Source organism: Actinorhabdospora filicis, assembly GCF_030269765.1.
In the GTDB taxonomy this organism is placed as follows: Bacteria; Actinomycetota; Actinomycetes; order Mycobacteriales; family Micromonosporaceae; genus Actinorhabdospora; species Actinorhabdospora filicis.
Window position 1 is genome coordinate 484,330 of record NZ_BSTX01000002.1, and the last position, 26,528, is coordinate 510,857.

The following is a 26,528-nucleotide window of genomic DNA, read 5'->3' on the forward strand; positions in this document are numbered from 1 at the left end:
GGCTCACGAGCTCGGGTGGGAGTCGGCGGTGGTGAGGGCGGCGTCGAGGACGGCCAGCCCGGCGCGCGCGTCGGCGTCGCCGGTGACGCAGGGCGGCACGACGTGGATGCGGTTGGCCACGGCCATCGGCCACAGCCCGCGCTCCTTGCACGCGGCGGCCACGGCGGCCATCGCCGCGGTGCCCAGCGGCTCGCGGGTGGCCCGGTCGGCGACCAGTTCCAGGGCCCAGAAGGCGCCCAGGCCGCGCACATCGCCGACGCAGGGGTGCTTGTCGGCCAGCTCGCGCAGCCCGGGGCCGAGGACCTCGGCGCCCAGCCGCAGCGCGTTGTCCACGATGCCCTCGTCGTCCATGGCGGTGATGGCGCCGACGGCCGCCGCGCAGGCCAGGGGATGGCCGGAGTAGGTCAGGCCGCCGGGATAGGGGGTGTCCTGGAAGAACTCGGCGACCCTGGGTCCGATGACGATCCCGCCGAGGGGCACGTAGCCGGAGTTGACGCCCTTGGCGAAGCAGATCAGGTCCGGGACGACGTCCCAGTGGTCGACGGCGAACCATTTGCCGGTGCGCCCGAAGCCCGACATGACCTCGTCGGCGATGTAGACGATCCCGTACCGGTCGCAGATCGCGCGCACACCGGCCAGGTACCCGTCCGGTGGGACGAGGATCCCGTTGGTTCCGACCACGCTCTCCAGCACGATCGCCGCGATGGTCTCCGGGCCCTCCAGGCGCACCACCTCGTCGAGGTGGGCCAGCGCGCGGGCGCACTCCTCGGCCTCGTCGCGGGCGTGGAAGACCGTCCGGTACAGGTAGGGCCCGAAGAAGCGCGCCACCCCGGCCGCACCGGTGTCGCTGGGCCACCGGCGCGGGTCGCCCGACAGGTGCATCGACGTGGTCGTCGACCCGTGATAGGAGCGGTAGGCCGCCAGGAGCTTGGGGCGCCCGGTCATCCGCCGCGCCATGCGCGTGGCGTGCTCGATGGCCTCGGTGCCGCCGTTGGTGAAGAAGACCCGCGACATCCCCGCCGGGGCGTGCTCGGCGATCAGCCGCGCGGCACGCGCGCGCACGTCGACGCCCATGGACGGCCCGATCGTGCACAGCCGCTCGGCCTGCTCACGGATCGCCGCGATCACCTTGGGATGCTGGTGGCCGATGTTGACGTGCACGAACTGGGAGGCGAAGTCGAGATAGCGCCTGCCCTCGGCGTCCCAGAAGTGCACGCCGGACGCCCCCGACACCAGCGGCGGATCCAGGTCGCGCTGCGCCGACCAGGAGTAGAACAGGTGGGCGCGGTCCTCGGCGCGGGCGGCCTTGGCGTCCACATCGGACATGGGTACGCCGTGAGGCGTGGACGGATCGGTCACGGAGTGCTCCAATGGCGGCATCGTCTACAGGGAAGAGGAAAGACATGGGACGGCGGACGGTGGTCTCCGGCGGCGGGACCGGCATCGGCGCGGCGATCGCGGAGGTCTTCGCGAAGGCCGGTGACGAGGTGCTCATCCTGGGCAGGCGCGCCGAGGTCCTGGAGGGCACCGCGAAACGCCTCAACGACGCCGGGGGCCACGTCACCTGGCATGCCGCCGACCTCACCGACCCCGAGCAGGTCGCCGAGGCCGCCGAACTCGCCGGCGACACCGACGTCCTGGTCAACAACGCCGGCGGCAACCTCGCCGCCACCCCGGCCGCGAGCCTCACCGAGACCCGCGACCAGTGGCTGACCAACCTCAGCGGCAACGTCCTGCCCGTCGTGCTGCCCACCCAGGCGCTGCTGCCGAGGCTCCGGCGGCCCGGCGGGCGCATCATCACGATCTCGTCGATCGCGGCGTTTCGGGGCGCGGCCTCCTACGGCGCGGCCAAGGCCGCGCTGCACCCCTGGTCCATCGAGCTCGCCGACCGGCTGGCGCCCGAGGGCGTCACGGTCAACGTGATCGCCCCCGGATTCGTCCCCGACACCGAGTTCTACCGCGAGCGCGGCACCCCGGAGTTCTTCGCCGGGCGCGCCGCGGCCGTCCCCGCCGGCCGGGGCGGGACCCCGGCCGAGATCGCCGCGCTGGTCGCGCACCTGGCCTCGGCCGAGGCCGGTTTCCTGACCGGTCAGGTGATCGGGGTCAACGGCGGCGCGTGGCCGGGGACGAAGTAGCCGGGCTCCGGTCACGGGCCACCCGCCGGGATGGGCCGCTCGGCCAGCCACTTGCGGGCGGTCCGCACCGTGCGGTGGGTCAGCTCGACCGAGGCGCCCAGGTACCCGGAGGGCTCGAAGATCAGCTCGGTCTCCTCCTTGTCCAGCAGCGCCGACAGCTCGGCGTCGGCGTCGAGGAGCTCGCGCAGCGACACGTCACGGTCCTGGGCGTCCTGGGACAGCTCGTATACCCGCTCATGGGCGGTCTGCTTGCCCAGATGGCGGCCGAGGGCGAGCATGAGCCGCTCGGAGGCGACCTGGTCGGCGACCCGGCGCACGTTCTGGCGGCACCGGTCGTCGTGGACGGTCAGCCCGTCGAGGACCTCGGTGATGATCGCCATCGCCGACAGCGCGTAGTGCGACACGTCCGGCACGCACGCCCACTCGATGCGCAGGGACCGCGAGTCGCGCTCATGGTCGCCGACCATCCCGGTCAGCGCCAGCCCCGCCTGGGCAGCGGCGAGGCGCGCCATGACCACGACCTGCTCACAGCGCTCGGGGTTGCGCTTGTGCGGCATGGTCGAGGACCCGACCTTCCCGTGGTACCAGGCCTCGGAGACCTCGGCGAACTCCGGGCGCGACAGGACCCGCACCTCCTCGGCGATGCGCGCGGCGGTACCGGCCAGCATGGCCATGGTCGCGGTGAACTCCGCGACCCGGTCGCGGGCCACGTGCCAGCCCAGGGCCGGGACGCCCAGGCCGAGGCGGTGGGAGAACCGGTCGAGCAGTTCCAGGCCCTGGGACCCGAAACCGGCCATCGTCCCCGCACCTCCGGCCAGCTGCGCCACCACGACCCGGGGCCGCAGTTCTGCCAGCCGCTCGGTGTGGCGCAGCAGCTCGTCGAGCCACCCGGCGGGCTTGAGCCCGAAGCCGATGGGCAGCGCCGGCTGCGCGTGGGTGCGGCCCAGCGCGATGGTCCCGGCGTGGTCCTCGGCGAGGGTGCTGATGCGCAGGATCGCCCGGCGCACCAGGACGTCCATCTCGTCGAGGACGTCGCGGATCTCCAGGGCCTGCCCGGTGTCCTGGATGTCCTGGGTGGTCGCGCCCAGGTGCACGAACTCGCCGGTCCCGTCGGGGCATGCGGCCTGGAAGACCCGCAGGAGCCCGACCAGGGAGTGCCCGGAGGTGTTGATGCCGTCGCGGACGGCGTCGAGGTCGAGCAGCTCGATGTGGGCCGAGGCGGTGATGCCCTCGGCGGCGGCCTCGGGGATCATGCCCAGCTCGGCCTGTGCCGTGGCCAGCGCGGCCTCGATGTCCAGCCACCGCTGGTGGCGGCAGACGTCGCAGAAGATCTCCCGGCTGGCGGGGGTGGCGTAGCGGTCGCCGTAGAACATCGAGTCGGTGATGTGGCCGCGCTCGTGCGCGCAGTCGCTCATGATCGGGTCCGCCTTCCGGGGCGTTCGGCCAGCGCGGCCTGGAGGTAGGGGCTGTCGCCGTAGGGGCGCTCGTCGCCGAGGACGGTGCGGGTGTCGACGCGCTCCAGCGCCTGGTCGCGCACGGATGTGGAGTTCCTGCGGGCGCCGTCGACGAGGTCGGTGACCAGGGCGCGCGACATGCCGCCGAGGGTGTCGAGGACCTCGCGCGGGGAGGGTGTCTGGCGGGGCCCGAAGAGGGCCTCCATGGACGCCGATCCGCCGATGCCGCCGACGAAGTCGGGGATGACGAGGATGCCGCGCTCGAAGAGCAGCTTCTCCACCGTGGACGACAGGCCGCAGTTGGCGCCGACGACCACGACCGGCGCCTGGACCGCGGCGACCTGGTCCTCGCCGATGGCCTCCGATCCGGCCGCCAGCACCAGCAGGTCGCAGGGCAGCCCGAGCAGCCCCGCCGAGGGCAGGGCGCGCCGGTGCCCCATGGCCGGTACAGGGGTCTGGTAGGACGAGGCGAGCATGTCGGCCACGTCCAGGCCCGCCGGGTCGGCGGCGCACCCGTACTCGTCGGCGACGGCGGTGATGGTCGCGGCCGACTCCAGCAGCGAGCAGGCGGCGGCGCGGCCGAGGTTGCCGAAGCCCTGGAGGCCGATGGTCAGGCCGGTGCCGAGTCCGGCCCGCTCGGCGGCGGCCAGGGCGATCATGGCCAGGACGTGCCCGGCCCGGCGCTGCGCGAGGTCCATGCCGCCCAGCGGGCCGCGCAGGACGGCCATGCGCGCGGCGAAGGCGTCCTCGTCGAGGCCCTGGGCGGCGCGGATGGCGCTCTTGATGCCCGGGATGCCCTCGGCGCGCGCCAGGGTCTCCAGCTCGTCCCAGTGGGTGCCCATGTCGCAGCCCATGGACATGCGGTGCAGGAGCTCCTGCCGCAGGAAGGACAGGAAACGGCGGATGGCCTCGGGCTTGCCGCGCGAGCGCGGGTCGTAGGCGATGCCGCACTTGGCGCCGTCGACGTTGATGCCGAGCAGGCGCTGCTTGAGGGTCATCTTCGCGGCGAGGGCGCGCAGGGTGCCCTCGGTGAGTCCGGGCTGGACCCGGAAGCCGCCTGCGGCGATCCGGCAGGTGGTCTCGTCGTAGACGAGCCAGCCGGGGAAGCCCTCCAGCGGGTCGGTGTACGTGATGATCTGGCTCATGTCTCCTCTTCGGGCGGGTGTGCCCGCGCGGCGTCGACGCCGGCGAGGTGTGCGTTGACGTGGTGGCCGGTGAGCAGGCCGAGGACCTCCCCGGCGTCGAGGACCACCGCGACGCCGCCGTCGGCCATGGCGGCCGTCGCGGCATCGAGGGGCTGCCCGGCGCCGACCGTCGGCGGGGGAGGGTCGGCCACCTCGCCCACCGGGGTGCCGGGTCCGGCGCGGCCGGTGGCCAGCGCGGCGGCCAGGGACGCGGTCGAGACCACGCCCTGGAGTTCGGCGAGGCGGACGGGTGGGGGTGCGGCCGTGACCGGGAGGTGGGCTCGTCCGGTCTCGGCGAGCAGCGCGACGGCTCGCGCCACGGTGTCGGTCGGTGTCAGGGCGATCCAGGCCGGGTCGCCCAGGGCCCCGGCGGCGGTGGCGCGCCCGGCCTCGGGTGGGGTGAGCCCGAAGCGGCCGAGCCACTCGTCGTCGAAGATCTTGGACAGGTAGCCGCGCCCGGAGTCGGGCAGCAGCACCACGATCAGGTCCGCTGGACCCGCGTTCTTGGCGACGGACAGGGCGGCGGCGACGGCCATGCCGCTGGAACCGCCGACGAGCAGGCCCTCCTCGCGGGCCAGCCGCCGGGTGGTCTCGATGGAGTCGCGGTCGTGGACGGCGAGGATCTCATCCGGGACCGCCGGGTCGAAGGACGCGGGGATGCCCGGCTGGCCCACCCCCTCCAGCAGGTAGGGACGCCCGGTCCCGCCGGAGTAGACCGACCCGTCGGGGTCGGCGCCGATGATCCGCACGCGCCCGCCGGAGACCTCCTTGAGGTAGCGCCCGGCGCCGCTGATCGTCCCGCCGGTGCCCACCGAGGTCACGAAGTGGGTGATGCGGCCCTCGGTCTGCGCCCAGATCTCCGGGCCCGTGGAGTGGTAGTGGGACTCGCGGTTGGCCGGGGTGGCGTACTGGTCGAGCTTGACCGCGCCGGGGATCTCCCGCGCCAGGCGCGTGGAGACCGTCCGGTAGGAGTCGGGGTGATCGGGTGGGACGGCCGCCGGGCAGACCACGACCTCGGCGCCGTGTGCGCGCAGCACATTGCGCTTCTCCACCGAGACCTTGTCGGGGCACGTGAAGACGCACCGGTAGCCCCTGAGGGCGGCCACGATCGCCAGGCCCACCCCGGTGTTGCCCGAGGTCGGCTCGACGATCGTCCCGCCGGGCAGCAGCCGCCCGTCGCGTTCGGCGGCCTCGATCATGCGCAGCGCGATGCGGTCCTTGACCGACCCGCCGGGATTGAGGTGCTCCAGCTTGGCCAGCACGGTCGCCGAGATCCCCTCGGTGATCCGCGACAGCCGCAGCAGGGGCGTGTCCCCGATCAGGTCGGTCAGCGACTCGTACCAGCTCATGCCGTCGCCTCCGGGAGAACGCGGTGGGCGGAGATGTGGCGCAGGCTGGTGCGCACGTGGACGACGACCGGCCCGCCGTCCTCAAGGGCCTTGGCCAGCGCGGGGGCGATACCCGCGTCGGTGTCCACGCTCAAACCGGTGGCGCCGTAGGCCTCGGCCAGGCGCGCGAAGTCGGGATTGGTCAGCGACGTGGCCACCGTGCGCCCGGGGAACCGGTTCTCCTGGTGCAGCCGGATGGTGCCGTAGGACCCGTTGTCGGCCACGACGACCACCAGCGGCGCGTGCCGCTCGACGGCCGTGGCCAGCTCGCCGCCGTTCATGACGAACCCGCCGTCGCCGACGAAGGCGACCGCCGGTCGCCCCAGCCGCAGCGCCGCCGCCAGCGCCGAGGGGACCCCGAAGCCCATGGCACTGCTGGAGATCCCCAGCAGCCTCCCCGCGCCCGCCAGCCGCAGGTACCGGTAGACCCAGCTGGTGAAGGCGCCGGAGTCGACGGTGACGACCACGTCGCCGCCGGTCAGCCGGTCCAGAGCCGCCACGACCCCGCCGAAGACGACACCGTCGGAGGCCGTCACCGGCGTCCAGACCGCCTTGGCGGCCTCGATGCCGTGCAGCCGCTCCACCCACGCCACCCGCGACTCCGGGACGGCCGCGGGCGCCTGCGCCAGGGCCGCCAGGAACTCCGCCGGGTCGCAGGCCAGCCCGATCGCGGGCCGGTGGACACGGCCCAGCCGCACCGGGTCGGGATAGACGTGGACGAGGTTCTGCGCCGGGGTGGGGAAGGCGTGCCCGAGGGTGGTCACGTCGTCCAGGCGGCTGCCGACGGCCAGCACCAGGTCGGCCGACTCCAGCGCCGCCCGCTGCTCGCCCTTGGTGGAGTTGTGCACGTGCCCGGCGTAACGCGCGTCCCGGTTCGGATAGAGGTCCTGGCGCTTGTTGCCGCAGACCACCGGCAGCCCGTGGACGGCGGCGGTCTCGGCCAGCAGCGCCCGCCCGCGCCCGGTGTCCAGCAGCCCACCGGCCAGCAGCAACGGACGCCGCGCGGCGGCCAGCATCCCGCTCACCTCGGCCATCGCATCAGCGTGTGGTGGGACGGGGTGACGCGGCCACGGCCCGGCCTCACGAGGCATCGCGGGGGCGTCGAAGACGTCCTCGGGGACCTCCAGTACCACCGGCCCGGGCGTGCCCGCCACCGCGGTGCGCAGCGCGCGGGCGATCAGCTCGGCGGTGTTGGCCGGGTCGTAGAGCCGCACGACCTCCTTGGCCAGGGTGGCGAAGGTGGTGACGCAGTCGATCTCCTGGAAGACCTCCCGGCCCAGCTCACGCGACTCCACCTGCCCGACGATGAGCAGCAGCGGGACGGCGTCCTGCAACGCGGCGTGCACGGCGATGGCGGCGTTCGTCGCGCCCGGCCCGCGGTTGACCAGGCACACCCCCGGCACCCCGGTCAGCTTCGCGTCGGCCACGGCCGCGAAACCCGCCGAGCCCTCATGGCGGCAGGTCACCACGTCCACATCGGCGGCGTCGTACAACGCGTCCAGGACGGGCAGGTAGCTCTCACCGGCCACGCAGAAGACGCGGGAGACCCCGTGGGCGCGCAGGGCGCCCACGAGGACCGACGCGACCGTGCCGGGTGCGGCGATGTCGGCGGGGGATCCGGTCACGTCCCCTGCACCTCGGCGGGGTGGACGACCGCGGCGTCGTTGAAGCTCTGCCCGACCTCCTGGTACTGCATCAGCACCAGCTCCGGCGAGCTGTGGTGGTCGGCGGGGTCGAAGCGGACCGGGCCGCGCCAGGTGTCGAACGCGTGCGTCTCCAGCGACTCGATCAGCGCCTTGCGGATGCCGCTGATCTCACTGGGCAGCTCGCCCTTCTCGGCGGCGGCGTTGAGGGCGGCGCCGATGATGGTGACGTCGGTGAACGCGCTGAGCGAGGTGTCGGGCGGGGCCATCCCGAAGCGCTCGGTGAAGCGCTCGGTGAACCAGCGCCCGATGCCGGTCATCCCCGGCCACGCCGGGCGGAACCGGCTGGCCGGCCACACCACGCCGTTACCGGCGTCCCCGGCGTAGTTCCAGTAGTCGGCCGAGCGCATCGGGAACCCGAAGGTCACCATCATCGGCACCGCCGGCAGCAGCCCGACCTCGGTGGCCTGCTGGGTGATGCGGTAGGCGTTGCCCGGCGGCTTGCCGTCGGCGGCGACGTTGACGCCGTCGTTGACGAAGAAGTCGGGCTGCCAGGCGGCGATGCGCTCCAGGTCGGCGCGCCAGTCCAGGACCTCCTGCTGGGCGAAGTCGATGCGCAGGAACTCCATCCCGTGGTGCTCGGTGCCGTAGGCGACGACCGCGTCGGCCATCTCCTGCCCGAAGACGGTGTCGGCGGCCAGCACCGCCACGCGCTTGGCTCCCTGGGCGGCCATGTAGTCGACCATCAGCGGGGTCCGGTCGGCGCAGGAGAAGTAGGTGCGGAAGATGCTCTTGCGGCCGTGGGTGATGGTGCTGTGCCCGTTCTCCACGAACATCGGCAGCCCGAAGCGCTCGCAGACCTCCGCGGCCCACCCGGCGGTGCGCAGGTGCCACTGCCCGAGTACGGCGACGACCTCGTCGACCAGCGCCAGCTTCGCCGTCTCACCGGCCGCCGAGGCACCGAAGCCGTCGGCGTCGGCGGTGGCCATGTCATTGCGGGCCACCAGCTCCACCCCGCGGCCCAGGACGCCGCCGTGCTCGGCGAGGTACTCCACGCCCAGCCGCGCCCCTCGCGTCACGAGCACCCCGGCCATGTCGTCGCCGGGCGGGGTCATCGGGGTGAGGATGCCGATGCGGACCGGGTTCTCCCCGGCCGGCGCGTTGGCCGCCTCAAGCTCGGCGGTGGCCAGTTCGAGTGGCGTCGTCATGTCGACGGTCCTTTCGTGGGGGATGGGGTGCGGTGCAGACCGAAGGCCTCGCGGTAGGCCGCGAAACGCCGGTCGAGGGCGGGGACGTCGAGGCCGAACACGCCCGGGTGGTACTCGCGCGGGCCCGGCCGGGCGGGATCGGCGGCGAGGTAGGCGCGCATGCCGGTGGCCGCCGCCGGGGTGAAGGCCGCCCCGGCGAACTCGCCCACGCGCCCGGCGGTGCCGACGGGATCGGTGACCAGGTCGGCGTAGGACACGTCCAGGACCGGCAGCCCGTGCAGGCTCTCCACTGGGCCGACGCCGTCGAGGGCGGTGGTGACGCGCTCGCTCCAGTAGTCGCCGATCTCGGCCGGGGACACCTTCGTGGAGCGCGCGCCGCGCACCACGGCGGTGAGGTTGCACAGCGACGTCAGGCAGCGCACCGGGTCGCGGTGCAGGCGCACGATCCTGGCGTCGGGGTAGACCTTCGCGAGGGTCGGCAGGTGCCACAGGTGCGAGGGGCACTTGAGGACGACCGGCCCGGTGCGCGGGGAGGGCCGCCGCCACAGCAGGCAGCGCAGCTGATCGCGGTGGGCGCGATAGGCGCCGGTGAGGTCCTGGCGGGCCAGCCACCGTCCATAGTGGGGGACGCGGTAGCGCAGCGCGTAGATGTCGGCGTGCAGCGAGGCGCCGGTGAGCCGGTGGCACTCCTCGGGTTCGGTCGCCGAGAGGGGATGGATGGCGCGGAAGGCCGGTGCCGCCCGGTAGTACTCCTCGACGTAGGCGCGGGCGGTGGTGATCCGCGCGGGCCGGTCCCTGGGGTCGCCCGGCGACAGCAGCTCCCACAGCAGCGGGACGCGCAGCCCGGGATGGCGGGCCAGCAGCCGGTGCAGGAGGGTGCTCCCGGTGCGGAACAGGCCGGTGATGAAGACCGGGCCGCCCAGGTCCACCCGCGCGATCTCGGGTTTCTCCCGCAGCAGCCGCGATACCCGCAGCTGGGTGGCCAGGGCCGAGGCGATGGAGTTCTCGGCGACGCGCAGCCCGTCGGGCGACAGCCGCGCCTCGCGGTGCAGCGAGGTCAGCAGCACCGGCAGGGCGGGCATGGCGTAGTCCCAGAACGGGGTGCCGGAGCAGGCGTCGGCCTTGCGGAGGGCGTCGCGGCGCAGGCGCAGCTCGGCCGCGGTGATGTCAGCTGTTCGCATGATCGTCCCCGTCCTGGTGCCGGTCGAAGGCGAGGAAGTAGTTGATGTCGGCGGTGACGGCCTCGATGAGCCGGTCGCCGCCCGGTGCGCCGCGCAGGCACTGCTCGTTGCGGCGGCGGGTGGCCCGCGAGAAGGGGAGCCGCCCGTAGTTCTGGTAGCGGACGCCGCCACCGGCGTCGCGGCGCGGCATGACCTCGGCGCGCGCGTGCACGCTCGCCGAGAAGGGGATGTCCAGGCGCCCGTCGGCGAAGGCCTTCTCCACCGCCGCCGATATCCGCTGCCCGTCGGCCTGGTCGAGGACGGGGTCGACGAGCTCGGCGACCTCCCGCTCGATCCAGTACCGCTCCTCCTCGACGCGGACCTCGTCGACGGTCACGAAGTCCAGGAACGGGGTGAAGGCCATCGCGGTGGTGCGCACCCCGAGGGCGTTGGTGGCCGCGTCGGGGATGCCGTAGGCCTCCTGGTTGGTCTTGTTGATGACCTTCACCGCGCCGCCCAGCCGCGCGGTCAGCCCCGCGTAGTGGATCAGCGCGTCGGCGGTGGCCGTGGTGCGCGGGAAGACGCCCATGAAGGTGTGCAGGACGGGGTAGACCGCGACCCGCTCCGGCAGGTACTTCGCCGCCAGCGACCGGATCGCGCGCAGCGCGGCCACGTCCTGGTGCACCTCACCGCCCTGCGGATAGGCGATCGACACGCACCGCACGCCCTCGGCGGCCGCCGAGCACGCCTCCAGGAGGCAGACGGCCAGCGAGATCGCCGGCGGCACCAGGACCCCGGTGAGCGAACCGAACATCTCCCGGTCGATGGGCACGCCCTCATCGGCGAGGATCCCGCAGACGGCGTCGATCTGCCGCCAGGCCTCCAGCGAGACCGCCAGCGGCACGTTCTTGGAGTACGGCAGGTTGTAGGACAGCCCGCCGCCCTCGAAGGAGGTGATCCCGGCCGCCAGGGTGACGGCGAACAGCTCACGCCCGTCGGGGGACCCGTGCCGCACCTGCAAGGGCGCGCGCACCGAGGCGTCCAGGTCGCGGCCGCGCCGCCACCCGTGCGCCACCAGCGGATACCCGTTGAGACCGGCCGGGTCGCGGCGCAGCGCCTCGGCGGCGCTGCGGAAGTGCTTGAGCCGGGTGTAGGAGTCGATGGTCAGCGTCAGCACGCTCGGGCGCCCCTCGGCCTCGATGGCCTGGAGCAGCTCGCGCATGCGCTCGTGATCGCCGACCCCGCAGCGCGGCTGCACCACCGGGACGCCGCGCCGGTCGGCGGCGGCGAGCACCGCCGCGACCGTCGGCTTGTCCGTCCGGCGCAGCCACGCCACGATGTCGGGCCACGGCGGCAGAGCGGCGGCCACCCGCCGCTCGATCCGCAGCCCCGGGATCTCAGACACGGGACAGCGGGGGACGCGCCTCGGCGCGCAGCAGGTCCAGCAGCAACGGCAGCTGCTCGGCGTCGCCGAGGATGTAGTCCACGCCCAGCTCGTAGAGCCGCTCATGGTCCCGATCGCTCTTCTTGCTGCCCACCGAGAGGTTGCCGCCGACGATGACGGGGACCTGGAGCAGGCCCGCCGAGCGCAGCGCGGGCAGGTCCCGCAGGTCCTCATAGGCGTGTCCGTTGAGGCTGCCGATGATCACCGCCTCGGCGTCGGGATGGGCGGTGTGCGCCTCGGCGAACTCCTCCAGCGGTGTGCAGACCCCGAGGTTGGTCACGGTGAACCCCGACTCGCGCAACCGCATCGCGATGAGGTGGTTGGCGACGGCGTGCGCGTCGCTGCGGGCCACGCCGAGGATCACCTGGCGCGGTGGTGGGGACGTGGTGGTCATGGGACCTCTCCTGTCAGTCGTCGAAGGCGGAGAACAGGTCGCGGCCGCTGATCGCGGCGATCCGGTCCACGCTGTACTCGCGCGGGTCGGCGGCCGAGAGGGAGTCGAAGACGACGCTGATCGCCGGGACCAGCCCCCACACGGCCCGGTACTGCGGCCAGCCGGGGTGCCCGCCGTCCACATCGGCCTGACGCTCGAAGACGTACCCGGCCCACTCCCGGCTCATCGGGCGGCGATGGTGGAAGTCGTGGCAGACGGTGTCGCCGGTGAGCACCAGATAGCGGGACGGGAAGTGCAGCAGCAGCATCCGCGCCCACCACCGCGCCCACCGTCCGACATGGACGATTCCGCGGCCCGGCTCCGGCGCGGCCTCACCGATGAAGATCGCGTTGGTGAGGCTCCCGAAGTAGTCGCGGCCCTTGCGTTCGGCGGCCAGCGGCGAGGGGAAGGTGTGCTTGACGCACAACCGCAGCGTGTTGCTCACCTGGTAGGGCACCGTCAGCGGCCACACCCAGCACACCAGCGCGAACGGCCACCAGCCCGTCCACACCAGCGCCACCGCGATCAGCAGGTAGACACCGGCGGTGACATAGCGGGTCCGCGCCGAGGCCGGCTGGAAGTAGGAGCGGATCCGGCCGATGAGGAACCGGGCGTGGAACACCGGATTCACCAGCGTCACCAGCACCCGCGCCCACATCCGCCGCCGCGACATCCCCGGCGCCAGCCGCAGCCCGATCAGGAACGCCTGGACCGTCGGATCGCGCACCGTCATGTGATGGACGGCGTGGTGATCGGCGACGTGCTCGACGGTGTAGCGCTCGAAGTCCTGCACCATCAGCACCCCGGCGATGACCCTCCCCAAGGGACGGTCCACCGACTGCCGCGCCCACAGGTTCCGGTGGGCGGCCTGGTGATAGACCATCATCCGCAGGTTCCGCATCCCGTGCAGCGACACCGCCCACCCGGCCACCAGGACCGGCGAAAACCACCAGATCCCGGCCAGCAGACCCGACAGGGCCCAGCACGACAGGGCCAGCCCGCCGAGCATCGAGACGAAACCGAACACGACATGGTGGCCCGGCCGCAGCCTCGGCCCGCGCTGCCCGGTGTACGGCTTGCCGGTGAGATAGGTGAGCGGCAGCGCGAGCACCGGTCCCGCCGATGGCATCGCGTCGCGGACTTCCGCGGCCTCGCGCTCGCCGATGAGCGCCGGATTGGTGGTGACGAGGCCGTCTGTCATGACGCCTCCCTGTGAGACTGGTCGATCGTGTGGGGGTCGCTGTGGCCGGCGGCTCTTCAACCGGTCATCTCGGCGGCGGTGGCCAGGATCGTGTCGATGAGCTCGTCGAGCTGCGCGGTGGTGGTCGCCGGGTTGAGGAGCATGAGCTTGAGGCGAACCACGCGGGAGCCGTCCTCCTCGGTGGACCACGTGCGCGCCATGAGCGCGCGGCCCAGGGTGGCCAGGCGGCGGCGGAGTTCGGCGTTGAACGCGTCGGCGTCGCGCCCGTCCGGTGGCAGGTAACGGAACAGGACGGTCGAGAGCACCGGGGGCTCGGCCAGGTCCAGCAGCGGCTCGGATTCCACGCGCGCGGCGGCGTGGCGGGCCAGCTCGCAGCAGCGGTCGACGAGGTCGCCGATGCCGTCGACGCCGAGGACGGCGAGGTTGGCGGCGATCTTGAGCGCGTCGCTGCGCCGGGTCGCCTGCACGGAGGTGCCGTAGAGGCCCACGAAGCCGCCGTCGACGTCGTCTTGGGCGTTGAGGCTGGTGGCCTGGGCCGACAGGTGCCGCAGGGTCTGCTCGTCGCGGACGAGGAACATCCCCGCGGCCGCGGGCGCCCAGCCGAACTTGTGCAGGTCCATGGTCACCGAGTCGGCCTCGGCGATGCCGTCCAGCAGGTGCCGGCGCTGCTGGGAGAAGAGGGCGCCGCCACCGTAGGCGGCGTCGGCGTGCAGCCAGATCCCGTGTCGCCGCGCCAGTTCGCACAGCTGCGGGATGGGGTCCGACCAGCCGATGTCGGTGGACCCGGCGCAGGCGACGAGGATGACCGGCAGGTCGGTGTCGGGAAGGTCGGCGATGAAGCGCGCGGTCTCCTCGACGAGGATCTGCCCGCGCCGGTCGGTGGGCACGCGCAGGATGGCGTCCTCGCCGATCCCGGCGATGGCCGCGCCGCGCCCGATGGAGAAGTGGGTGGCGCTGCTGCACAGTACGACCGGCCGCACGCCGAGCCCGGAGAGCCCGGCCTTGGCCGCGCCGGTCCCGAAGCGGCGGTCGACGATCTCGTCGCGGGCCAGCAGCATCGCCATGATGTTGGACAGGCTGCCGCCGGCGGTGATGGTGCCGCCCGCGCCCGGCCCGTAGCCGATCAGCCCGTTGATGAGGGCGACGACGTGCCGCTCCAGCTCCAGGGCGAAGGGCCCGGCCTCCCAGGCGTGCAGGGACTGGTTGAGGGCGGCGGCGACGAGCTCGGCGGTGGTGGCGTACAGCGTCGGCGGGCACTGCATGCGTGCCACCGTCGCCGGGTCGGTGACGTCGATGGACCAGGTGGCGAAGGCGGTGAAGAGGCGGCGCATGGCCTCGTCGGGATCGGCGGCCGCGCGCCCGTCCAGGAGCTCCGGGAGGAGCTTGGCGGCGTGTGCGGCGGCCGAGTCGGGCCCGCCGGGGGTGACCGGCCCGGGGTTCTCCCGGGTGGCGGCCACGGTGTCGATGGCCGAGGTCAGCAGTGAGCGCAACCGGTCCAGCGCGGCCGAATCATTGAATGAGGTGAATAACGGCGTGCCGGGTGCCAGTGACGACATGGTCCTCCCCTTAGAATATGCCAGGGTCGCGAACGGTGGTTGCGGTCCGGATGGCGCGGCGTGATTGAGGTGAGGCGCATTTGGCCGTGCGAGGCCGTGGCTGCGTGCCCCCCGACGATCACACAACCGAAGTTAGCATCATCCGTTAACACGGCGCAATGGAGAGAAATATGAACTCCGCCGAAGCGCACAATGTAATGAACTGAACGTTGCCGCGATTTCGCACAGTGCGGATCGCTATCGGAAGTGGGCCGGTAACGGCGGCCCGAATGGAGGGACGGGAGCACGATGGACGGCCAACGCCTGAGCACCGCGATCTGGGAGCGCGCCGGGCGCGTCTCCCTGGAGATCGGCCGCCTCGACCGGGTCGGCGACCACCACCGGCTCAGCGGCACGGCGATCTACCGGGGCCGCGGCGGCCCGGTTGAGCTGCGGTATCGCGTCGAAACCGACGAGAACTGGCGCGCCCGCGAGGTCGACCTGGACCTCGACGACCCGGCCGGACCGGCCAGGCTGGAACTGCGCGGCGACGGCCAAGGGGCGTGGTGGCGCGACGGGAAGCCCCTGGATCTGGCGTTCCCGTGCGACGACGTCGACCTGGCGTTCACGCCCGCGACGAATACGCTGGCGATACGCAGACTGGCGCTGGAAAAAGGTCAAAGTGGCACCGCGCGCGTCCTGTGGGTGCCCGTGCCGTCATTTGTGGCACGAGCGGCAGAACAAACGTACACCCGCCTGGATGCGCGCACCTACAAATTCGCCGGATCGGTGGGTGCCTACAAAATCACCGTGGACCGCAATGGCTGGGTACTCGATTACCCCGGCGGTGGCTGGACCGCCGCCGTGCACAAGGGCCCTAAATATCGGTGACCTCTGGAAAAATGGTCGATGTCAGTTCTCGGGCCGGCCGCTCACCTCCGTCAGCAATTCCGCCAGCTCCTGGTCAGGCAGGGCGGCGATCATCCGCTCCTCGACCCGCGCGGCCAGGTCGGCCAGCACCGGGGCCTCGAACACGTCCTGCACCGACAGCTCGACCCCGCAGGCCTGCCCCAGCCCGGCCAGCATGGCCACCGCCCGCAGCGAGTGACCGCCGAGGGCGAAGAAGTTGTCCCCGGCGCCGACGCGCTCCACACCCAGGATGTCCCGCCAGATGCCGGCCAAAACCTGTTCGGGGAAACTCTCCGGCGCCACGAACTCCCGCTCGCCGCCCAGCTCCGGCTCCGGCAGCGCCCGGTAGTCCACTTTGTTGTTCGGCGTCAGCGGGATCGTCTCCAGCAGGATGTAGTGCGCCGGGACCATCACGCTGGGTAGATGCCGCGACAGTGACGCGCGCAGCGCGGCGGCGTCGAAGGCGCCCGGACCGGCCGGGACCACATAGGCCACCAGCGTCCGCCGCGAGCCGATCGCCGGCGCGGTCACCACGACCGCCCCGACCGACTCGTGCCCGGCGATGACGCTCTGGATCTCGCCCAGCTCCACCCGCAGCCCGTCGATCTTCACCTGGGTGTCCAGCCGCCCGTGGAACTGGATCGTCCCGTCGGGCAGCCACCGCACCCGGTCACCGGTCCGGTAGATCCGCGACTCGGGGCCCGGCCGGAACGGGTCGGGCAGGAAGTGCACGGCGTTCAGGTCGGGCCGGTGGTGGTAGCCCAGCCCGACGCGCGGACCGCCCAGGTACAGCTCGCCCCAGATGCCCACCGGCAGCGGCGCCATGCGCTCGTCGAGGATGTAGGCGGTGGTGTTGTTCATGGGCCGCCCGATGGGCACCGAGGGCCAGTCGGCCGGGATCTGCCCGATCTGGAGGGTCACGCTGAACGCGGTGACCTCGGTGGGACCGTAGCCGTTGACCAGCCGGACGTCCGGCATCGCAGCGCGTACCTTGCGGACGTGCGGGATCGACAGCGCGTCCCCGCCGATCATGAACTGCCGCAGCCCGTGCAGCCGGTCCAGATGCGTGTCGATGGTGAGGTTCGCCAGCGGCGCCACCAGCCACAGCGTGTTGACGCCCTGCTCGACGACCGTCCGCGCCACCCGCGCCGGAGTCGGCACGCCCGATGGCAGCAGCACCACGCGTCCGCCGTTCAGCAGCGGCCCGAAGATCTCCAATGTGGACGCGTCGAAGGACAGTGGCGAGATCTGCAGGTAGGAGGTCTCGGCGTCCAGCGCGAGGATGTCGGTGTTGATGACCAGCCCGACCACGCCGCGGTGGATGGTCTCCACGCCCTTGGGCCGCCCGGTCGAGCCGGAGGTGTAGACGACGTAGGTGAGGTCACCGGCCTCATTGACGTTGTCCGGATCGGCGTCGGGACAGGCGTCGATCTCGGCGCGGTCCCGGTCGACGACGATGATCTCCGGCGGCGGCGACGGGATCACCCCCAGCAGCCGCTCCTGCGTGATGAGGTAGCGGGCCCCGGTGTCGGCGACCATGAAGTCGAGCCGCTCGGGCGGATAGGCCGGATCCAGCGGCACGTACGCGCCACCCGACTTCAGCACCCCCAGCACCGCCGGGAGGAAGTCGAGGTCGCGCTCCAGGCACAGCCCGACGAAGTCGCCGCGCCCGACACCGGCCGCCCGCAGCCGGTGCGCGATCCGGTTGGCCCGCGCGTTCAGCTCGGCATAGGTCAGGTGCGCGCCCTCATAGGTCACCGCCCGTACATCAGGGCTGCGCAGCACCTGCTCCTCGAAGAGCTCCTGGACGGTCACCTCGTCCGGGTACGGGACGTCGGTGGCATTGAAGTCCTCCATCACCAGCCGCGTCTCGGCCGCGTCCAGCAACGGCAGCTCCGCGATCGCCCGGTCGGGCCCCGACAGCATCGCCTTGAGCAGGATCAGGAAGTGCCGCGCCATGCGCTCCACGGTCGCCTCGTCGAAGAGGTCACGGCGGTAGGCGATCGCCAGCCGCCGCGCGTCGCCGAGCCCGTCCAGCCACCAGTCCAGGTCGTAGAGGCTCGCCCCACTGTGGCCGTACCCGGCCGCGGTCACCCGCGCCGCCCCGAACGACAAATCCGGGGTCACGTGCGTACCGGTCAGCACCTGGAAGATCGGGCTGCGCGAGGGATCGCGCGGCGGGTCCAGGGCCTCCACCAGCGTCGGGAACGGCAGCGGCGGGGGAGCGGCCTCGGCGTCCAGCAGCGCCCGGAACCCGGCGTTCTCACCCAGCAGCCCGCGCCGGACGGTGATGTTCCCGACCGGCCCGAGCGTGCGGCTCCACTGTGGATCGGGCCCGGCCGCCTCGCCCAGCGCCAGCAGCTCCTGGCCGGTGTAGCGGTGCAGCAACGCCTGCACCGCACCCGCCCACACCTCGCCTGCCGAGCGGCCCTCGGCCGCGGCGAACGCGTCCACCGCCTCGGCCAGCTCCGGGTCGATCGCGGTGGTCCACAGGCTCGCGGCGTACCCGGCGCCACTGGGCCGGTTGCGGTCGGTGGGCAGCTCCAGCGGCGGAATCCCCGCCAGATGCTCCCGCCAGCTCCTTGTCACGTCCCCCAGACCCGGATCGGCCAGCCGCGCACGCTCCCCGGCGGCGAAGGCGGCGAAACCGTCCCCGCCCGGCAGACCCGCGAAGGCCTCGGCCAGCGCCAGCCCGAAACCGGCCAGCCCGGCCCTATCCAGCGCGATCTGATGCGCGCCGACCAGCAGCTCGTGCTCGTCCTCACCCAGCCGCAGCAGCCGCGCCCGCAACAGCGGCCCGGTCGCCAGGTCGAAGGGCTCGGCGGCGAACTCCCGCCGCGCCCGCTCCACCGCGCCCGCTTCGCTGGAGCCGCTCAGGTCCAGTAACGGCAGCGCACCGGCCTCGGCCGCCGAGACCACCGGCACGGGCCGGCCGTCCCGCGCCACGACCACCGTGCGCAGCACCGGATGACGCTCCACCAGCGCCCCGAGGGCACCGGCCAGGGCATCGACGTCGAGCGCGCCACCGAGCCGCGCCCACCACACCACTGTGGACACTGGCGCGTCGGCGAACTGGTCGAGGAACCACAGGCGTTCCTGAGTCGCGGACAGCTCTGCAGGCATGGAGGGGCCCTCCCGGGTCGACGGGTGCTGAACGTCCCGACACTAAACACACACGAAGAGTGAGGGGAAGGGTTGACAATTTCAGCGAATAGGCGTTTTCATCCGACTCTATTCTCCACCTCGTCGATGGGCTTACGGTGCACATTGGACCGATGGGGACGAGTCGCCCGGCCTTTCACCCTGCCGCCGTCCCGGCGTCACCCAACGTCACACCGGGCGCTCCCCGAGGTCCACCGGCGCCGCAATGCGTCCACATCGGACACCGGCGCCGGGTCCACCGTGACGCGCCCACCGCGTCGCGCCACGATCCCCTCCGGACACTTCGTCGCGCCCGGAGAACCCCACTCCCGCATCGGCACGGCCGAAGGAGGACCCTTCCCATGGCGCACGATTCGGCGCTCATCCTGCTCGCCCTCGCCGTGATCCTGGTGGCCTGCAAGATCATGCACCTCGTCTGCCGGGCCATCGGCCAGCCCGCCGTCATCGGCGAGATGGCCGCCGGCGTCCTGCTCGGCCCTTCACTCTTCGCCGCCCTCGCCCCCGGCGTCCACGCCCACCTCTTCACCGACGACGTCAAATCCGCCGTCGGGACCATGAGCCAGATCGGGCTGGTCCTGTTCATGTTCACCGTGGGCCTGGAGTTCTCCACCGGCCAGATCCGCAGCGGCGTCAAAGTCGGCTTCGCCGTCTCCCTCACCGGCATGGCCGTCCCCCTCGGCCTCGGCGTCGGCTTCGCGTTCCTCCTCGCCGGACCCGTCGACCTCTTCCCCGACGGCGTATCGGTCCCCGTGGGCGCCCTCTTCCTCGGGCTGTTGCTGGCCATCACCGCCTTCCCGGTGATGGCCCGCATCATCACCGACCGCGGCATCGGCGGCACCCGCTACGGCACCGTCTCCCTGGCCGCCGGAGCCCTCGACGACATCGCCGCCTGGAGCCTCATGGCCCTCGTCCTCGCCCTGGCCGGAACCGCCGGCCCCGGCGAGATCTGGCTGACTCTCGGCGGCCTCGCCCTCCTGATCGCCGCCGCGATCCCCGGCCGCCACCTCCTGCGCCGCGCCCTGGAGTCCCGCCGCGTCCAGGCCGCCGACGACCTCGTGCTGGCCGTCATCGTCCTGCTGCTGATCGCCTGGTTCACCTCGATGATCGGCCTGCACGCCGTCATCGGCGCCTTCGCCCTGGGCGTCCTGATGCCCCGCAACGAACGCACGGCCCGCCTGGCCGAGCTGATCCGCCCCCTGACCGTCGGCCTCCTCGTCCCGCTCTTCTTCGTGTCCTCCGGCCTGCGCACCGACTTCCGCGTCCTGGACTCCCCGGTGATCCTCCTGGCCGGTGCCGCGCTCGTCGTCCTCGCCTTCGCCGGGAAACTCGTCGCCTGCTCCCTCACCGCCCGCCTCCTCCACGAGGGCTGGGCCGACTCCCTGCGCATCGGCCTGCTGATGAACACCCGCGGCCTCATGCAGCTCGTCGCCCTCAACGTCGGCCTCCAGGCCGGGCTGGTCACCCCCACCCTCTTCGCGATGGTCGTCATCGTCGCCCTCGTCACCACCCTCTGCGCCTCACCCGGCCTCGCCCTCATCGACCGCCTCCGCCGCCGCGCCGACCTGCGCGCCCCCGTCCCCCTGCTGGAACGCGCACCCGACTCCGACGGCCTGCCGCGCAAGTGACGCGGGCGCGGCCACGCCTCAGGGCGTGGCCGCGGGAGGTCAGGCGGCGGCCGTCGCTCCCCGTCCGCAGGTGGCGCAGGTGGTCCGCCGCCGCAGCCGGCAGGCGATCGTGGCGGTGGACAGCGTGACTCCCCACAGCGGAAGCACTATCCACAACAGATCGGCGGCACCACCGAGCTCGGAGCCCGCACCCGACAGGGCCTTGCCCAGATGATCGCGGACGATCGCGAACCCGCCGGACAGGAAGGCCAGCGACACGATGGTGGCCGGGATGATCGCCAGCCCGGGCGGTAGGCGGCGTCCCCGCAGGTACGGCACCCAGCGCGGAACCACCTCACCCCACCGCCGGGTGAGCCCGAGGCACAGCACACCACCCAGCGCCGCGAAGGTCGCCAGGTAGGTGCCCGCGGCGAAGACATCGGGATAGGTCGCCCGCATCTCGGCCAGCCATGCGTCACTCACCCCGAGCGGAATCCCCAGCGCCCAGCACCACCGCGACGCGGCATAACCGAACGGCAGGATGAAGGCGAGGTAACTCGCCCAGCGCCCCACGCGCGCCGCGGAGACCCGGCCCGGCCGATCCGACCGCCCACAGGCGAGGCAAGCCTCGCGCGCCCGCCGCAGGAAGGCGACCGCCGCCCCGACGAACAGCAGCCCGATGAGACCCAGGACGAGCATGTTCACCATCGGCCACGGCCAGGCACTGGCCACCGTCAGGCCGTGTACGCCACCGAACGGCGTCATCACCGCGACCAGCGGGGTGTAGGCGACATGGCTGAGGAGCCGCTCGTCCGGCGCGACCACGATCAGGCCCGTGGCCAGCGCGAAGGCGAGCCCGGCGAGTAAACCCCGTCCTCCGCGACCGGGGTTGCCTCGCGCCAGCATCAGCCCGAGAACCGCGCCGCCCGCGCCGAGACCGAAGATCCACCATCCGGCACCGGCCGGTGTCACATGGGCGAGTATCGCTTCGGGTGAGACATCCGGGTCCCCGACACCGAACGGGAACCCGCCACCGCCGACCGCCCAGAAGGCGCCGAGTAATCCGTAACCGAGGCCCGCTACCGCAGCCGCGTAGCCGGCCCAACGCGGCCAGAGCCGCCAGGACTTCACCATCATTGGCCTCTTCATCGGTGACGCGCGACGGGAATCCGCCGCGCTGGTTCACCTTTGCCGCCCGGCCGGGCGGGACGACTCCCGCATGAAGGTGAAGCGCCTCCCCCTCGCGGGGGAACGCTGCCCCGGCCACGCCCTCGCCACCCGGCCTCCGCGAAGGCCTCGGTCCCCGCACGAGGGCGTGGCCGCACCCGAGCCCTACCCGCAGACCGACCGCGAGCGGTAGCAGGAGACAGTGGTCTCCCCGTCGTGCTCCTGATCGCGGATGATGAAGTCCACCCTGCTGATCCCACCGACGGTGTCACTGGCGTCGAGGATCAGATCGTGCGATGAGTACCACTCACCCCGATCGGCCGGCGCGCAGTACTCCCTGGTGATCGCCGTGGCGACAATCGTGCTGCCGACGTAGGCGTAGGCGAACAACTGCCCGCACTCCAGCGCGTGCACGTAGACCTTCACATTGGTTGCGGTCACCGAGCGGTTGAACCAGGCGATGCTCCCCGTCCCCGCCGCGCCGAGCGCCCCTGACCCCCCACCATGGACGAACCGCACCGAGAAACTCGGCGGCGACGCACTCGCGGCGGTACCCGTCCCCACCAGCGACGCCAAGGCCAGACCGACACCGACGACCGCCTGCAACACCCGTCGTCCGAACATCCTCACTCCCTCCATCCACGGCACGGCCCACCGTGGCCCGCACCGGCGGGCCGGACGTTAGATCGCCCCGGCTTCAAAACGGCTTCACCCACCCGGAGGCGAGGGCGGAGTCCATGGCGGAATACGGTGGTAGGGATGGAGTTGACCAGTACCTGCGACGAACCGGTGCGCCTCAGCCACGACGAGGTCACCTTCCTCAACGACCTCCCCGGCGCCGCCTTCGACATCGGCTACTTCGACTCCTGCTCCCTGGCACTCGGCCACCCCGGAGCCCACGCCACCAGCCTGCAAGCCGTCCCCGGCTCCTCCTGGTGGCTGGTCTGGGGCTTCGGCACCCGCATCCTGCTCCCGCACACCAAGGAATGCGACGCCGAGGACCCCTTCTGGCCCGCCGAGATGTGCTTCCTGTACGCCGGACACGTCGGCGACCACGTCTTCCTGCGCCCACCCGACTGGCTGCCCCCGGTCTAGCGGCCGGCCGCGCACCGTCCGCGGCAGCGAGCCGTCGATCACCGCAGACGAAAAACCCGGCCCGCGCGAGCCAGCGCGAGCCGGGAGTCCACCGAATGAGTCCACCTGCTAGGCCGCCGGGACGAGCTCCGCCTGCTCCGGCTCGGCCGCCGCGCGTCGTGCCGCCTCGACCCGGCGGTTGCTGGTCATCGAGGCCGTCACGATCGTCATCGACAGCAGAAGCCCGGCCGCGGCGTACAGCGCGGCGCGCACGTCGTAGGCGGTGGCCAGCCAGCCGCCGAGGAACGCGCCGAACGGGGCCGCGCACATCGCCAGCATGCGAGAGGTCGAGGCGACCCGGCCCATCAGGTGACCCGGGACGATCGCCTGCCGCAGGGACGGCCCGAGCACCATCGTGGCGCCCATGCCCGCTCCGCAGACGGCCAGCGCCAGTCCGGCCAGATAGGCGTTGGGAGCGGCGGCCAGCCCGAGGATGGCGACGCCTTCGACGGCGGCCGTCGTGGTCAGCGCGGTGCCGGTGCCGAGCTTGCGGCCGAGGAAGGAGGCGATGCCCGCGCCGAGCAGCCCGCCGGTGGCCTCGGCGGTCAGCAGCAGACCGAAACCGAAGTCGCTGACGCCGAGACGCTCGTGGGCGAAGAGCGCCAGCACGGTTTCCACCGCCAGGAACGCGACGTTCCCGACCGCCGGGCGCAGCGCCAGCCCGAGCAGCAGCTGGTCCCGGAAGACATAGGAGGCACCGGCCCGCGCCTGCCGCAGCAGCGATTCACGGGCCTGCGGCACCGGCCGCGGCATCGCCGGCAGCGACCGGACCAGCAGTGCCGAGACCGCGAAGGACACCGCGTCGGCCACCAGCGGGATGGACCGCCCCAGCGCGAGCAGGGCACTGCCGAGTGGCGGACCGGCGAAGCCGGAGGCGGCGGTCTGCGTACCGCGCAGGCGGGAGTTCGCCCGCTCCAGCAGCGCCGGGTCGCGGCGCAGCAGCTCCGGCAGATACGCTGTGGCGGCGGTGTCGAAGAACAGCCCGCCGAGCCCGAGCAGGAACGCCACGGCCGCCAGCAGCGGAATGCTCAGGACGTCGAACGCCGCCGCGACCGCCGGGACCGCGATCAGCACCGTCCGCGCGACATCGGTGACCCACATCGTGCGCCGCCGGTCCCACCGGTCGACCAGCGCGCCGCCGAGAATCCCGAACAGCAGCCACGGAATCGTCCCGGCCGCCGCGACGACGGCCAGCGCCATCGGGTCCCGCGTCAACGTCAGCGCCAGCAGCGGCAGCGCGGCATGGGTGACCCCGTCGCCGAGCGAGGAGATGGTCTGGGCACCCCAGAGCCGCCCGAACCCGGCCGGCAGTTTACGAACTTCGGTGGTCACTTGGTTTCCTCTTTGTACTTCGAGCGGGGGTGGAACAGGGCGAAGGCGAGCGTGGTGTCCGGCAGCGCGGGATCCGACAGCTCCCGGTACTCGGCGACCAGGGCGTGCAGCCGCTCCCCGAGCTCGGCGAACTGCTCGTCGGTGATCCGCAGATGCGCCTGGCGCACATGCCGCTCACCGTCGGCGGGGGAGGCCTCCAGGTCGGCGATCGCGTGCCGCATCACCACGTCCGGGCCGCCCTCACCTGGATCGGGCAGGTGCAGCGTCCGCGCGGCCATGGCGTAGTACCGCTCGGTGACCCCCCGGACCTTGCGGGTGCGGACCACCTTGATCAGCCCGGCGCGCTCCAGCAGCCGCACGTGGTAGCTGGAGCTGCCCTTGGCGAGGCCGATGCGCTCGGCGATCTGGGTGATCGTGGAGGGCTCGAAGCGCAGGACGGCCATGATGCGGTGCCGGGTGAGGTTGGAGACGGCGCGGAGCTGCTCGTCGGTGGTGACGTGGAAGGTCTCGGGAAGATCATCGGTGGACACGCGAGTAATGGTCAACGATTCTTGACCATTACGCAAGGGGTATCCCGGAGGAACTTTCAGAGGGCCGCGACTCTTGGCATGTTTCCGCTGCTGGTGGGGCATATGAGCGTCGGCAAACGCTGCCGCACGACCGGCTCAGAGCGCCGTCGACTCCCATGAGGGATCGGCCGCCTCCCGTTCCAGGGCATCGGTGACGGCCCTGTCGCCGGTCATGGCGTGCCCGGGGTCTGGTATCGGATGAGTCCCAGGTGGACGGCCATGCCAACGGCCGCCGTGGTGGTCTCCACACCGAGCTGCCGGCGGATCGAGGCCAACTGCCGCTCGATGGAACGACTGCACCGCCCCTGCTCGCGAGCGATGGACGCGACCTGGCGACCCCGCGCCACCTGCGTCAGCAGGTGGACGTGCCGCGGCGACATCCACGAGACGACCGCCGGAACCGGAACCCGGTCCTCGGGCCGCTCATAGAAGATCCCCGCGCCGATGAGATGCCGATGAAGCTCGGCGGCCAGCACCGCCAGCTCGCCGACGGTCCTGCCGGTGTAGAGCCCCTCGGCCAGCTGCGCGGCGACGTAGGCGCCCGCGAGCCGCGAGACCGCCGCGCTCATGCCGCCACCCGGCGGTGACGGTGGGCGGTGACCGCGACGTGGTGCCACCGTGCCCACGCAGGCACAAGTCGACGCGTCATGTGCAGCGCTACAACGCTGGCGGCGCCACATGAGCCCGCCAGAAACCCCAGGGCCAGCCATGTCACGAGCGACGCCGGATGCGGCAGCAGCCGGGGGAGTACGAACCATGCCACCGCGAGCCCGGCGGTGAAGCGGACGGCGAACTCGCAGCGCCGGTAGACCGCGCCCAGAGCACGCTGGGTGGGGGAGGAGCGGAAGAAGGACGTCGCGGCTGTGTCGCACGGCCACGCTTGCCTGCACTCGCGGCAGGTCTCCAGCGGCGGAGCCGCATGGGCGGTCGGTTGGTGATCGGTGGTGGACATCGTGCCCCCGGGAAGCTCGGCCATCGGACGCTCGCAGCTGCGCTACCCGTCCACCTTCACCTGGAGTGATAACTCTCCGCGACGTCACAATGGACGACAGTCAGGCGACATTTCAGGGTGACACTCCGGCGACATTGGACGGTATGGTGGAACCATGGCCGTCCACCGACAGCTCCAGCCGAACACCCGCCTTCGTGCCGCCCGCATCGCGCTCAACCTCTCCCAGGACGACCTGGCCACCAGGCTGCGCGAGGCCGGCGTCCGGCTCGGCGACCCCAACGACGCCTCCAAACGCCACGTCCAGCGGCTGGAGTCGGGGCAGACGCAGAACCCGCGCCCGAACTACCTGCGCGCGCTCGAACACGTCCTCAAGGTCCCCGCCCAGCAGCTGGGGTTCTCACCGCTCGGCTCGACGGTCGGGACCATCGGCGGCGATGACCTCGCGCCGCTGCTGCACCCCGAGGTCGCCCCCGACGGGCGGCCCGCCCACGAGAACCTCTCCGGCATCTGGCTCTCGCGCTACGAGTACGTCTCCAGCGGGCGCGGCGGCCAGACCTTCACCGGCCTCCACTACGTCGTGGTCCTCCAGCAGCAGGAGCTGCTGACCGTCCGCTCGATCGCCGGGACCTCCGGCTCGCCGCTGAGCATGTCCCTGTCGGTGGACGGCGCGACGGTCACCGGGACCTGGACCGAGCAGACCGCCACCGACGGCTACTACCGGGGCGCCCGCTACCACGGCGCGATCCAGATGCTGGTGGAACCGACCGGGCGCCTCATCTCCGGGCAGTGGGTCGGCTTCGGCAAGGAGATGGACGTCAATGTCGGCCCCTGGGAGCTGATCTTCCAGTCCGCTGACCTCTCGCGGGCCGCGATCGCCGCCTACGCCCGGCCCGCCACCGACCCGCGCGCATAGC

Annotated in this window: 22 protein-coding genes; 5 read left to right on the top strand and 17 right to left on the bottom strand. The window is 72.3% G+C overall.

The genetic code is table 11. The features are described from left to right. Positions 1–3: 3 nt before the first annotated feature. Positions 4–1,359, bottom strand: a complete 1,356-nt coding sequence (locus QSK10_RS15050) for an aspartate aminotransferase family protein (protein WP_432705327.1) — start codon at positions 1,357–1,359, stop codon at positions 4–6. Between the two features lie 44 nt (positions 1,360–1,403). Here QSK10_RS15050 and QSK10_RS15055 point away from each other — a divergent pair, with 44 nt between their 5' ends. Further along, positions 1,404–2,135: an SDR family NAD(P)-dependent oxidoreductase gene (locus tag QSK10_RS15055; RefSeq protein WP_285663423.1), complete on the top strand. Its 732-nt coding sequence runs from the start codon at positions 1,404–1,406 to the stop codon at positions 2,133–2,135. An 11-nt stretch (positions 2,136–2,146) separates the two neighbouring features. Here QSK10_RS15055 and QSK10_RS15060 read toward each other — a convergent pair whose 3' ends face one another. The 10 genes from QSK10_RS15060 to QSK10_RS15105 are packed head-to-tail and all read right to left on the bottom strand — an operon-like array spanning position 2,147 to position 14,806. Further along, on the bottom strand, positions 2,147–3,550 hold the full coding sequence (locus tag QSK10_RS15060) for a class-II fumarase/aspartase family protein (protein WP_285663424.1): 1,404 nt from the start codon (positions 3,548–3,550) through the stop codon (positions 2,147–2,149). Continuing rightward, complete coding sequence (locus QSK10_RS15065; RefSeq protein ID WP_285663425.1) at positions 3,547–4,734, bottom strand: Glu/Leu/Phe/Val dehydrogenase dimerization domain-containing protein; 1,188 nt, start codon at positions 4,732–4,734, stop codon at positions 3,547–3,549. The genes QSK10_RS15060 and QSK10_RS15065 overlap by 4 nt, the downstream gene beginning before the upstream one ends. Continuing rightward, positions 4,731–6,122 (bottom strand): cystathionine beta-synthase, encoded by a 1,392-nt coding sequence (locus QSK10_RS15070; protein ID WP_285663426.1) that lies wholly within the window; start codon positions 6,120–6,122, stop codon positions 4,731–4,733. The genes QSK10_RS15065 and QSK10_RS15070 overlap by 4 nt, the downstream gene beginning before the upstream one ends. Then, the gene (locus tag QSK10_RS15075) at positions 6,119–7,786 is read right to left on the bottom strand and encodes a thiamine pyrophosphate-dependent enzyme (RefSeq protein ID WP_285663427.1); all 1,668 of its coding nucleotides are present in this window, start codon (positions 7,784–7,786) and stop codon (positions 6,119–6,121) included. Before QSK10_RS15075 ends, QSK10_RS15070 begins: the two co-directional genes overlap by 4 nt. Further along, positions 7,783–9,012 carry an ABC transporter substrate-binding protein gene (locus tag QSK10_RS15080; protein WP_285663428.1) on the bottom strand — a complete coding sequence of 410 codons (1,230 nt, stop codon included), beginning with the start codon at positions 9,010–9,012 and terminating at the stop codon, positions 7,783–7,785. The genes QSK10_RS15075 and QSK10_RS15080 overlap by 4 nt, the downstream gene beginning before the upstream one ends. After that, positions 9,009–10,193 carry a sulfotransferase family protein gene (locus tag QSK10_RS15085; protein WP_285663429.1) on the bottom strand — a complete coding sequence of 395 codons (1,185 nt, stop codon included), beginning with the start codon at positions 10,191–10,193 and terminating at the stop codon, positions 9,009–9,011. Before QSK10_RS15085 ends, QSK10_RS15080 begins: the two co-directional genes overlap by 4 nt. Next, on the bottom strand, positions 10,180–11,577 hold the full coding sequence (locus QSK10_RS15090; RefSeq protein ID WP_285663430.1) for a methylaspartate mutase: 1,398 nt from the start codon (positions 11,575–11,577) through the stop codon (positions 10,180–10,182). The genes QSK10_RS15085 and QSK10_RS15090 overlap by 14 nt, the downstream gene beginning before the upstream one ends. Then, positions 11,570–12,010, bottom strand: a complete 441-nt coding sequence (locus QSK10_RS15095) for a cobalamin-dependent protein (RefSeq protein ID WP_285663431.1) — start codon at positions 12,008–12,010, stop codon at positions 11,570–11,572. The genes QSK10_RS15090 and QSK10_RS15095 overlap by 8 nt, the downstream gene beginning before the upstream one ends. A 13-nt stretch (positions 12,011–12,023) precedes the next feature. Continuing rightward, positions 12,024–13,250, bottom strand: coding sequence for a fatty acid desaturase (locus tag QSK10_RS15100; protein WP_285663432.1), 1,227 nt, complete (start codon positions 13,248–13,250; stop codon positions 12,024–12,026). A gap of 56 nt (positions 13,251–13,306) precedes the next feature. Further along, positions 13,307–14,806, bottom strand: coding sequence for a pyridoxal phosphate-dependent decarboxylase family protein (locus QSK10_RS15105; protein ID WP_285663433.1), 1,500 nt, complete (start codon positions 14,804–14,806; stop codon positions 13,307–13,309). A gap of 288 nt (positions 14,807–15,094) precedes the next feature. Between QSK10_RS15105 and QSK10_RS15110 the strand changes: the two genes are divergently transcribed. Next, positions 15,095–15,676 carry a putative glycolipid-binding domain-containing protein gene (locus QSK10_RS15110; protein ID WP_285663434.1) on the top strand — a complete coding sequence of 194 codons (582 nt, stop codon included), beginning with the start codon at positions 15,095–15,097 and terminating at the stop codon, positions 15,674–15,676. A 21-nt stretch (positions 15,677–15,697) separates the two neighbouring features. On the opposite strand, the gene QSK10_RS15115 is transcribed toward QSK10_RS15110, so the two are convergent. Then, positions 15,698–18,817: a non-ribosomal peptide synthetase gene (locus QSK10_RS15115; protein ID WP_285663436.1), complete on the bottom strand. Its 3,120-nt coding sequence runs from the start codon at positions 18,815–18,817 to the stop codon at positions 15,698–15,700. 380 nt (positions 18,818–19,197) lie between these two features. Here QSK10_RS15115 and QSK10_RS15120 point away from each other — a divergent pair, with 380 nt between their 5' ends. After that, complete coding sequence (locus QSK10_RS15120; protein WP_285663437.1) at positions 19,198–20,481, top strand: cation:proton antiporter; 1,284 nt, start codon at positions 19,198–19,200, stop codon at positions 20,479–20,481. Positions 20,482–20,520: 39 nt separating this feature from the next. Here the strand turns inward: QSK10_RS15120 and QSK10_RS15125 are convergent, their stop codons facing one another. After that, positions 20,521–21,432: a hypothetical protein gene (locus tag QSK10_RS15125; protein WP_285663438.1), complete on the bottom strand. Its 912-nt coding sequence runs from the start codon at positions 21,430–21,432 to the stop codon at positions 20,521–20,523. 360 nt (positions 21,433–21,792) lie between these two features. Continuing rightward, positions 21,793–22,251, bottom strand: a complete 459-nt coding sequence (locus QSK10_RS15130) for a hypothetical protein (protein WP_285663439.1) — start codon at positions 22,249–22,251, stop codon at positions 21,793–21,795. A 135-nt stretch (positions 22,252–22,386) separates the two neighbouring features. Between QSK10_RS15130 and QSK10_RS15135 the strand changes: the two genes are divergently transcribed. After that, on the top strand, positions 22,387–22,722 hold the full coding sequence (locus tag QSK10_RS15135; protein ID WP_285663440.1) for a hypothetical protein: 336 nt from the start codon (positions 22,387–22,389) through the stop codon (positions 22,720–22,722). 108 nt (positions 22,723–22,830) lie between these two features. On the opposite strand, the gene QSK10_RS15140 is transcribed toward QSK10_RS15135, so the two are convergent. The 3 genes from QSK10_RS15140 to QSK10_RS15150 all read right to left on the bottom strand — a co-directional run bounded on the left by QSK10_RS15140 (position 22,831) and on the right by QSK10_RS15150 (position 25,231). Continuing rightward, a complete protein-coding gene (locus QSK10_RS15140) occupies positions 22,831–24,093 on the bottom strand; it encodes an MFS transporter (RefSeq protein WP_285663441.1) in 1,263 nt (420 codons plus the stop codon). Continuing rightward, positions 24,090–24,623 (bottom strand): ArsR/SmtB family transcription factor, encoded by a 534-nt coding sequence (locus tag QSK10_RS15145; RefSeq protein ID WP_285663442.1) that lies wholly within the window; start codon positions 24,621–24,623, stop codon positions 24,090–24,092. Before QSK10_RS15145 ends, QSK10_RS15140 begins: the two co-directional genes overlap by 4 nt. 209 nt (positions 24,624–24,832) lie before the next feature. Then, positions 24,833–25,231 (bottom strand): helix-turn-helix domain-containing protein, encoded by a 399-nt coding sequence (locus QSK10_RS15150; protein ID WP_285663443.1) that lies wholly within the window; start codon positions 25,229–25,231, stop codon positions 24,833–24,835. A gap of 537 nt (positions 25,232–25,768) precedes the next feature. Here QSK10_RS15150 and QSK10_RS15155 point away from each other — a divergent pair. Further along, positions 25,769–26,527, top strand: a complete 759-nt coding sequence (locus QSK10_RS15155) for a helix-turn-helix domain-containing protein (RefSeq protein ID WP_285663444.1) — start codon at positions 25,769–25,771, stop codon at positions 26,525–26,527. The last annotated feature ends 1 nt before the right edge of the window (position 26,528 follow it).

Bases quoted from the DNA above. Each gene is read 5' to 3' on its own strand.
- QSK10_RS15055 (WP_285663423.1), top strand. From the start codon at position 1,404: ATGGGACGGCGGACGGTGGTCTCCGGCGGCGGGACCGGCATCGGCGCG.
- QSK10_RS15060 (WP_285663424.1), bottom strand. From the start codon at position 3,550: ATGAGCGACTGCGCGCACGAGCGCGGCCACATCACCGACTCGATGTTC.
- QSK10_RS15065 (WP_285663425.1), bottom strand. From the start codon at position 4,734: ATGAGCCAGATCATCACGTACACCGACCCGCTGGAGGGCTTCCCCGGC.
- QSK10_RS15070 (WP_285663426.1), bottom strand. From the start codon at position 6,122: ATGAGCTGGTACGAGTCGCTGACCGACCTGATCGGGGACACGCCCCTG.
- QSK10_RS15080 (WP_285663428.1), bottom strand. From the start codon at position 9,012: ATGACGACGCCACTCGAACTGGCCACCGCCGAGCTTGAGGCGGCCAAC.
- QSK10_RS15085 (WP_285663429.1), bottom strand. From the start codon at position 10,193: ATGCGAACAGCTGACATCACCGCGGCCGAGCTGCGCCTGCGCCGCGAC.
- QSK10_RS15095 (WP_285663431.1), bottom strand. From the start codon at position 12,010: ATGACCACCACGTCCCCACCACCGCGCCAGGTGATCCTCGGCGTGGCC.
- QSK10_RS15100 (WP_285663432.1), bottom strand. From the start codon at position 13,250: ATGACAGACGGCCTCGTCACCACCAATCCGGCGCTCATCGGCGAGCGC.
- QSK10_RS15105 (WP_285663433.1), bottom strand. From the start codon at position 14,806: ATGTCGTCACTGGCACCCGGCACGCCGTTATTCACCTCATTCAATGAT.
- QSK10_RS15110 (WP_285663434.1), top strand. From the start codon at position 15,095: ATGGACGGCCAACGCCTGAGCACCGCGATCTGGGAGCGCGCCGGGCGC.
- QSK10_RS15115 (WP_285663436.1), bottom strand. From the start codon at position 18,817: ATGCCTGCAGAGCTGTCCGCGACTCAGGAACGCCTGTGGTTCCTCGAC.
- QSK10_RS15120 (WP_285663437.1), top strand. From the start codon at position 19,198: ATGGCGCACGATTCGGCGCTCATCCTGCTCGCCCTCGCCGTGATCCTG.
- QSK10_RS15130 (WP_285663439.1), bottom strand. From the start codon at position 22,251: ATGTTCGGACGACGGGTGTTGCAGGCGGTCGTCGGTGTCGGTCTGGCC.
- QSK10_RS15135 (WP_285663440.1), top strand. From the start codon at position 22,387: ATGGAGTTGACCAGTACCTGCGACGAACCGGTGCGCCTCAGCCACGAC.
- QSK10_RS15150 (WP_285663443.1), bottom strand. From the start codon at position 25,231: ATGAGCGCGGCGGTCTCGCGGCTCGCGGGCGCCTACGTCGCCGCGCAG.
- QSK10_RS15155 (WP_285663444.1), top strand. From the start codon at position 25,769: ATGGCCGTCCACCGACAGCTCCAGCCGAACACCCGCCTTCGTGCCGCC.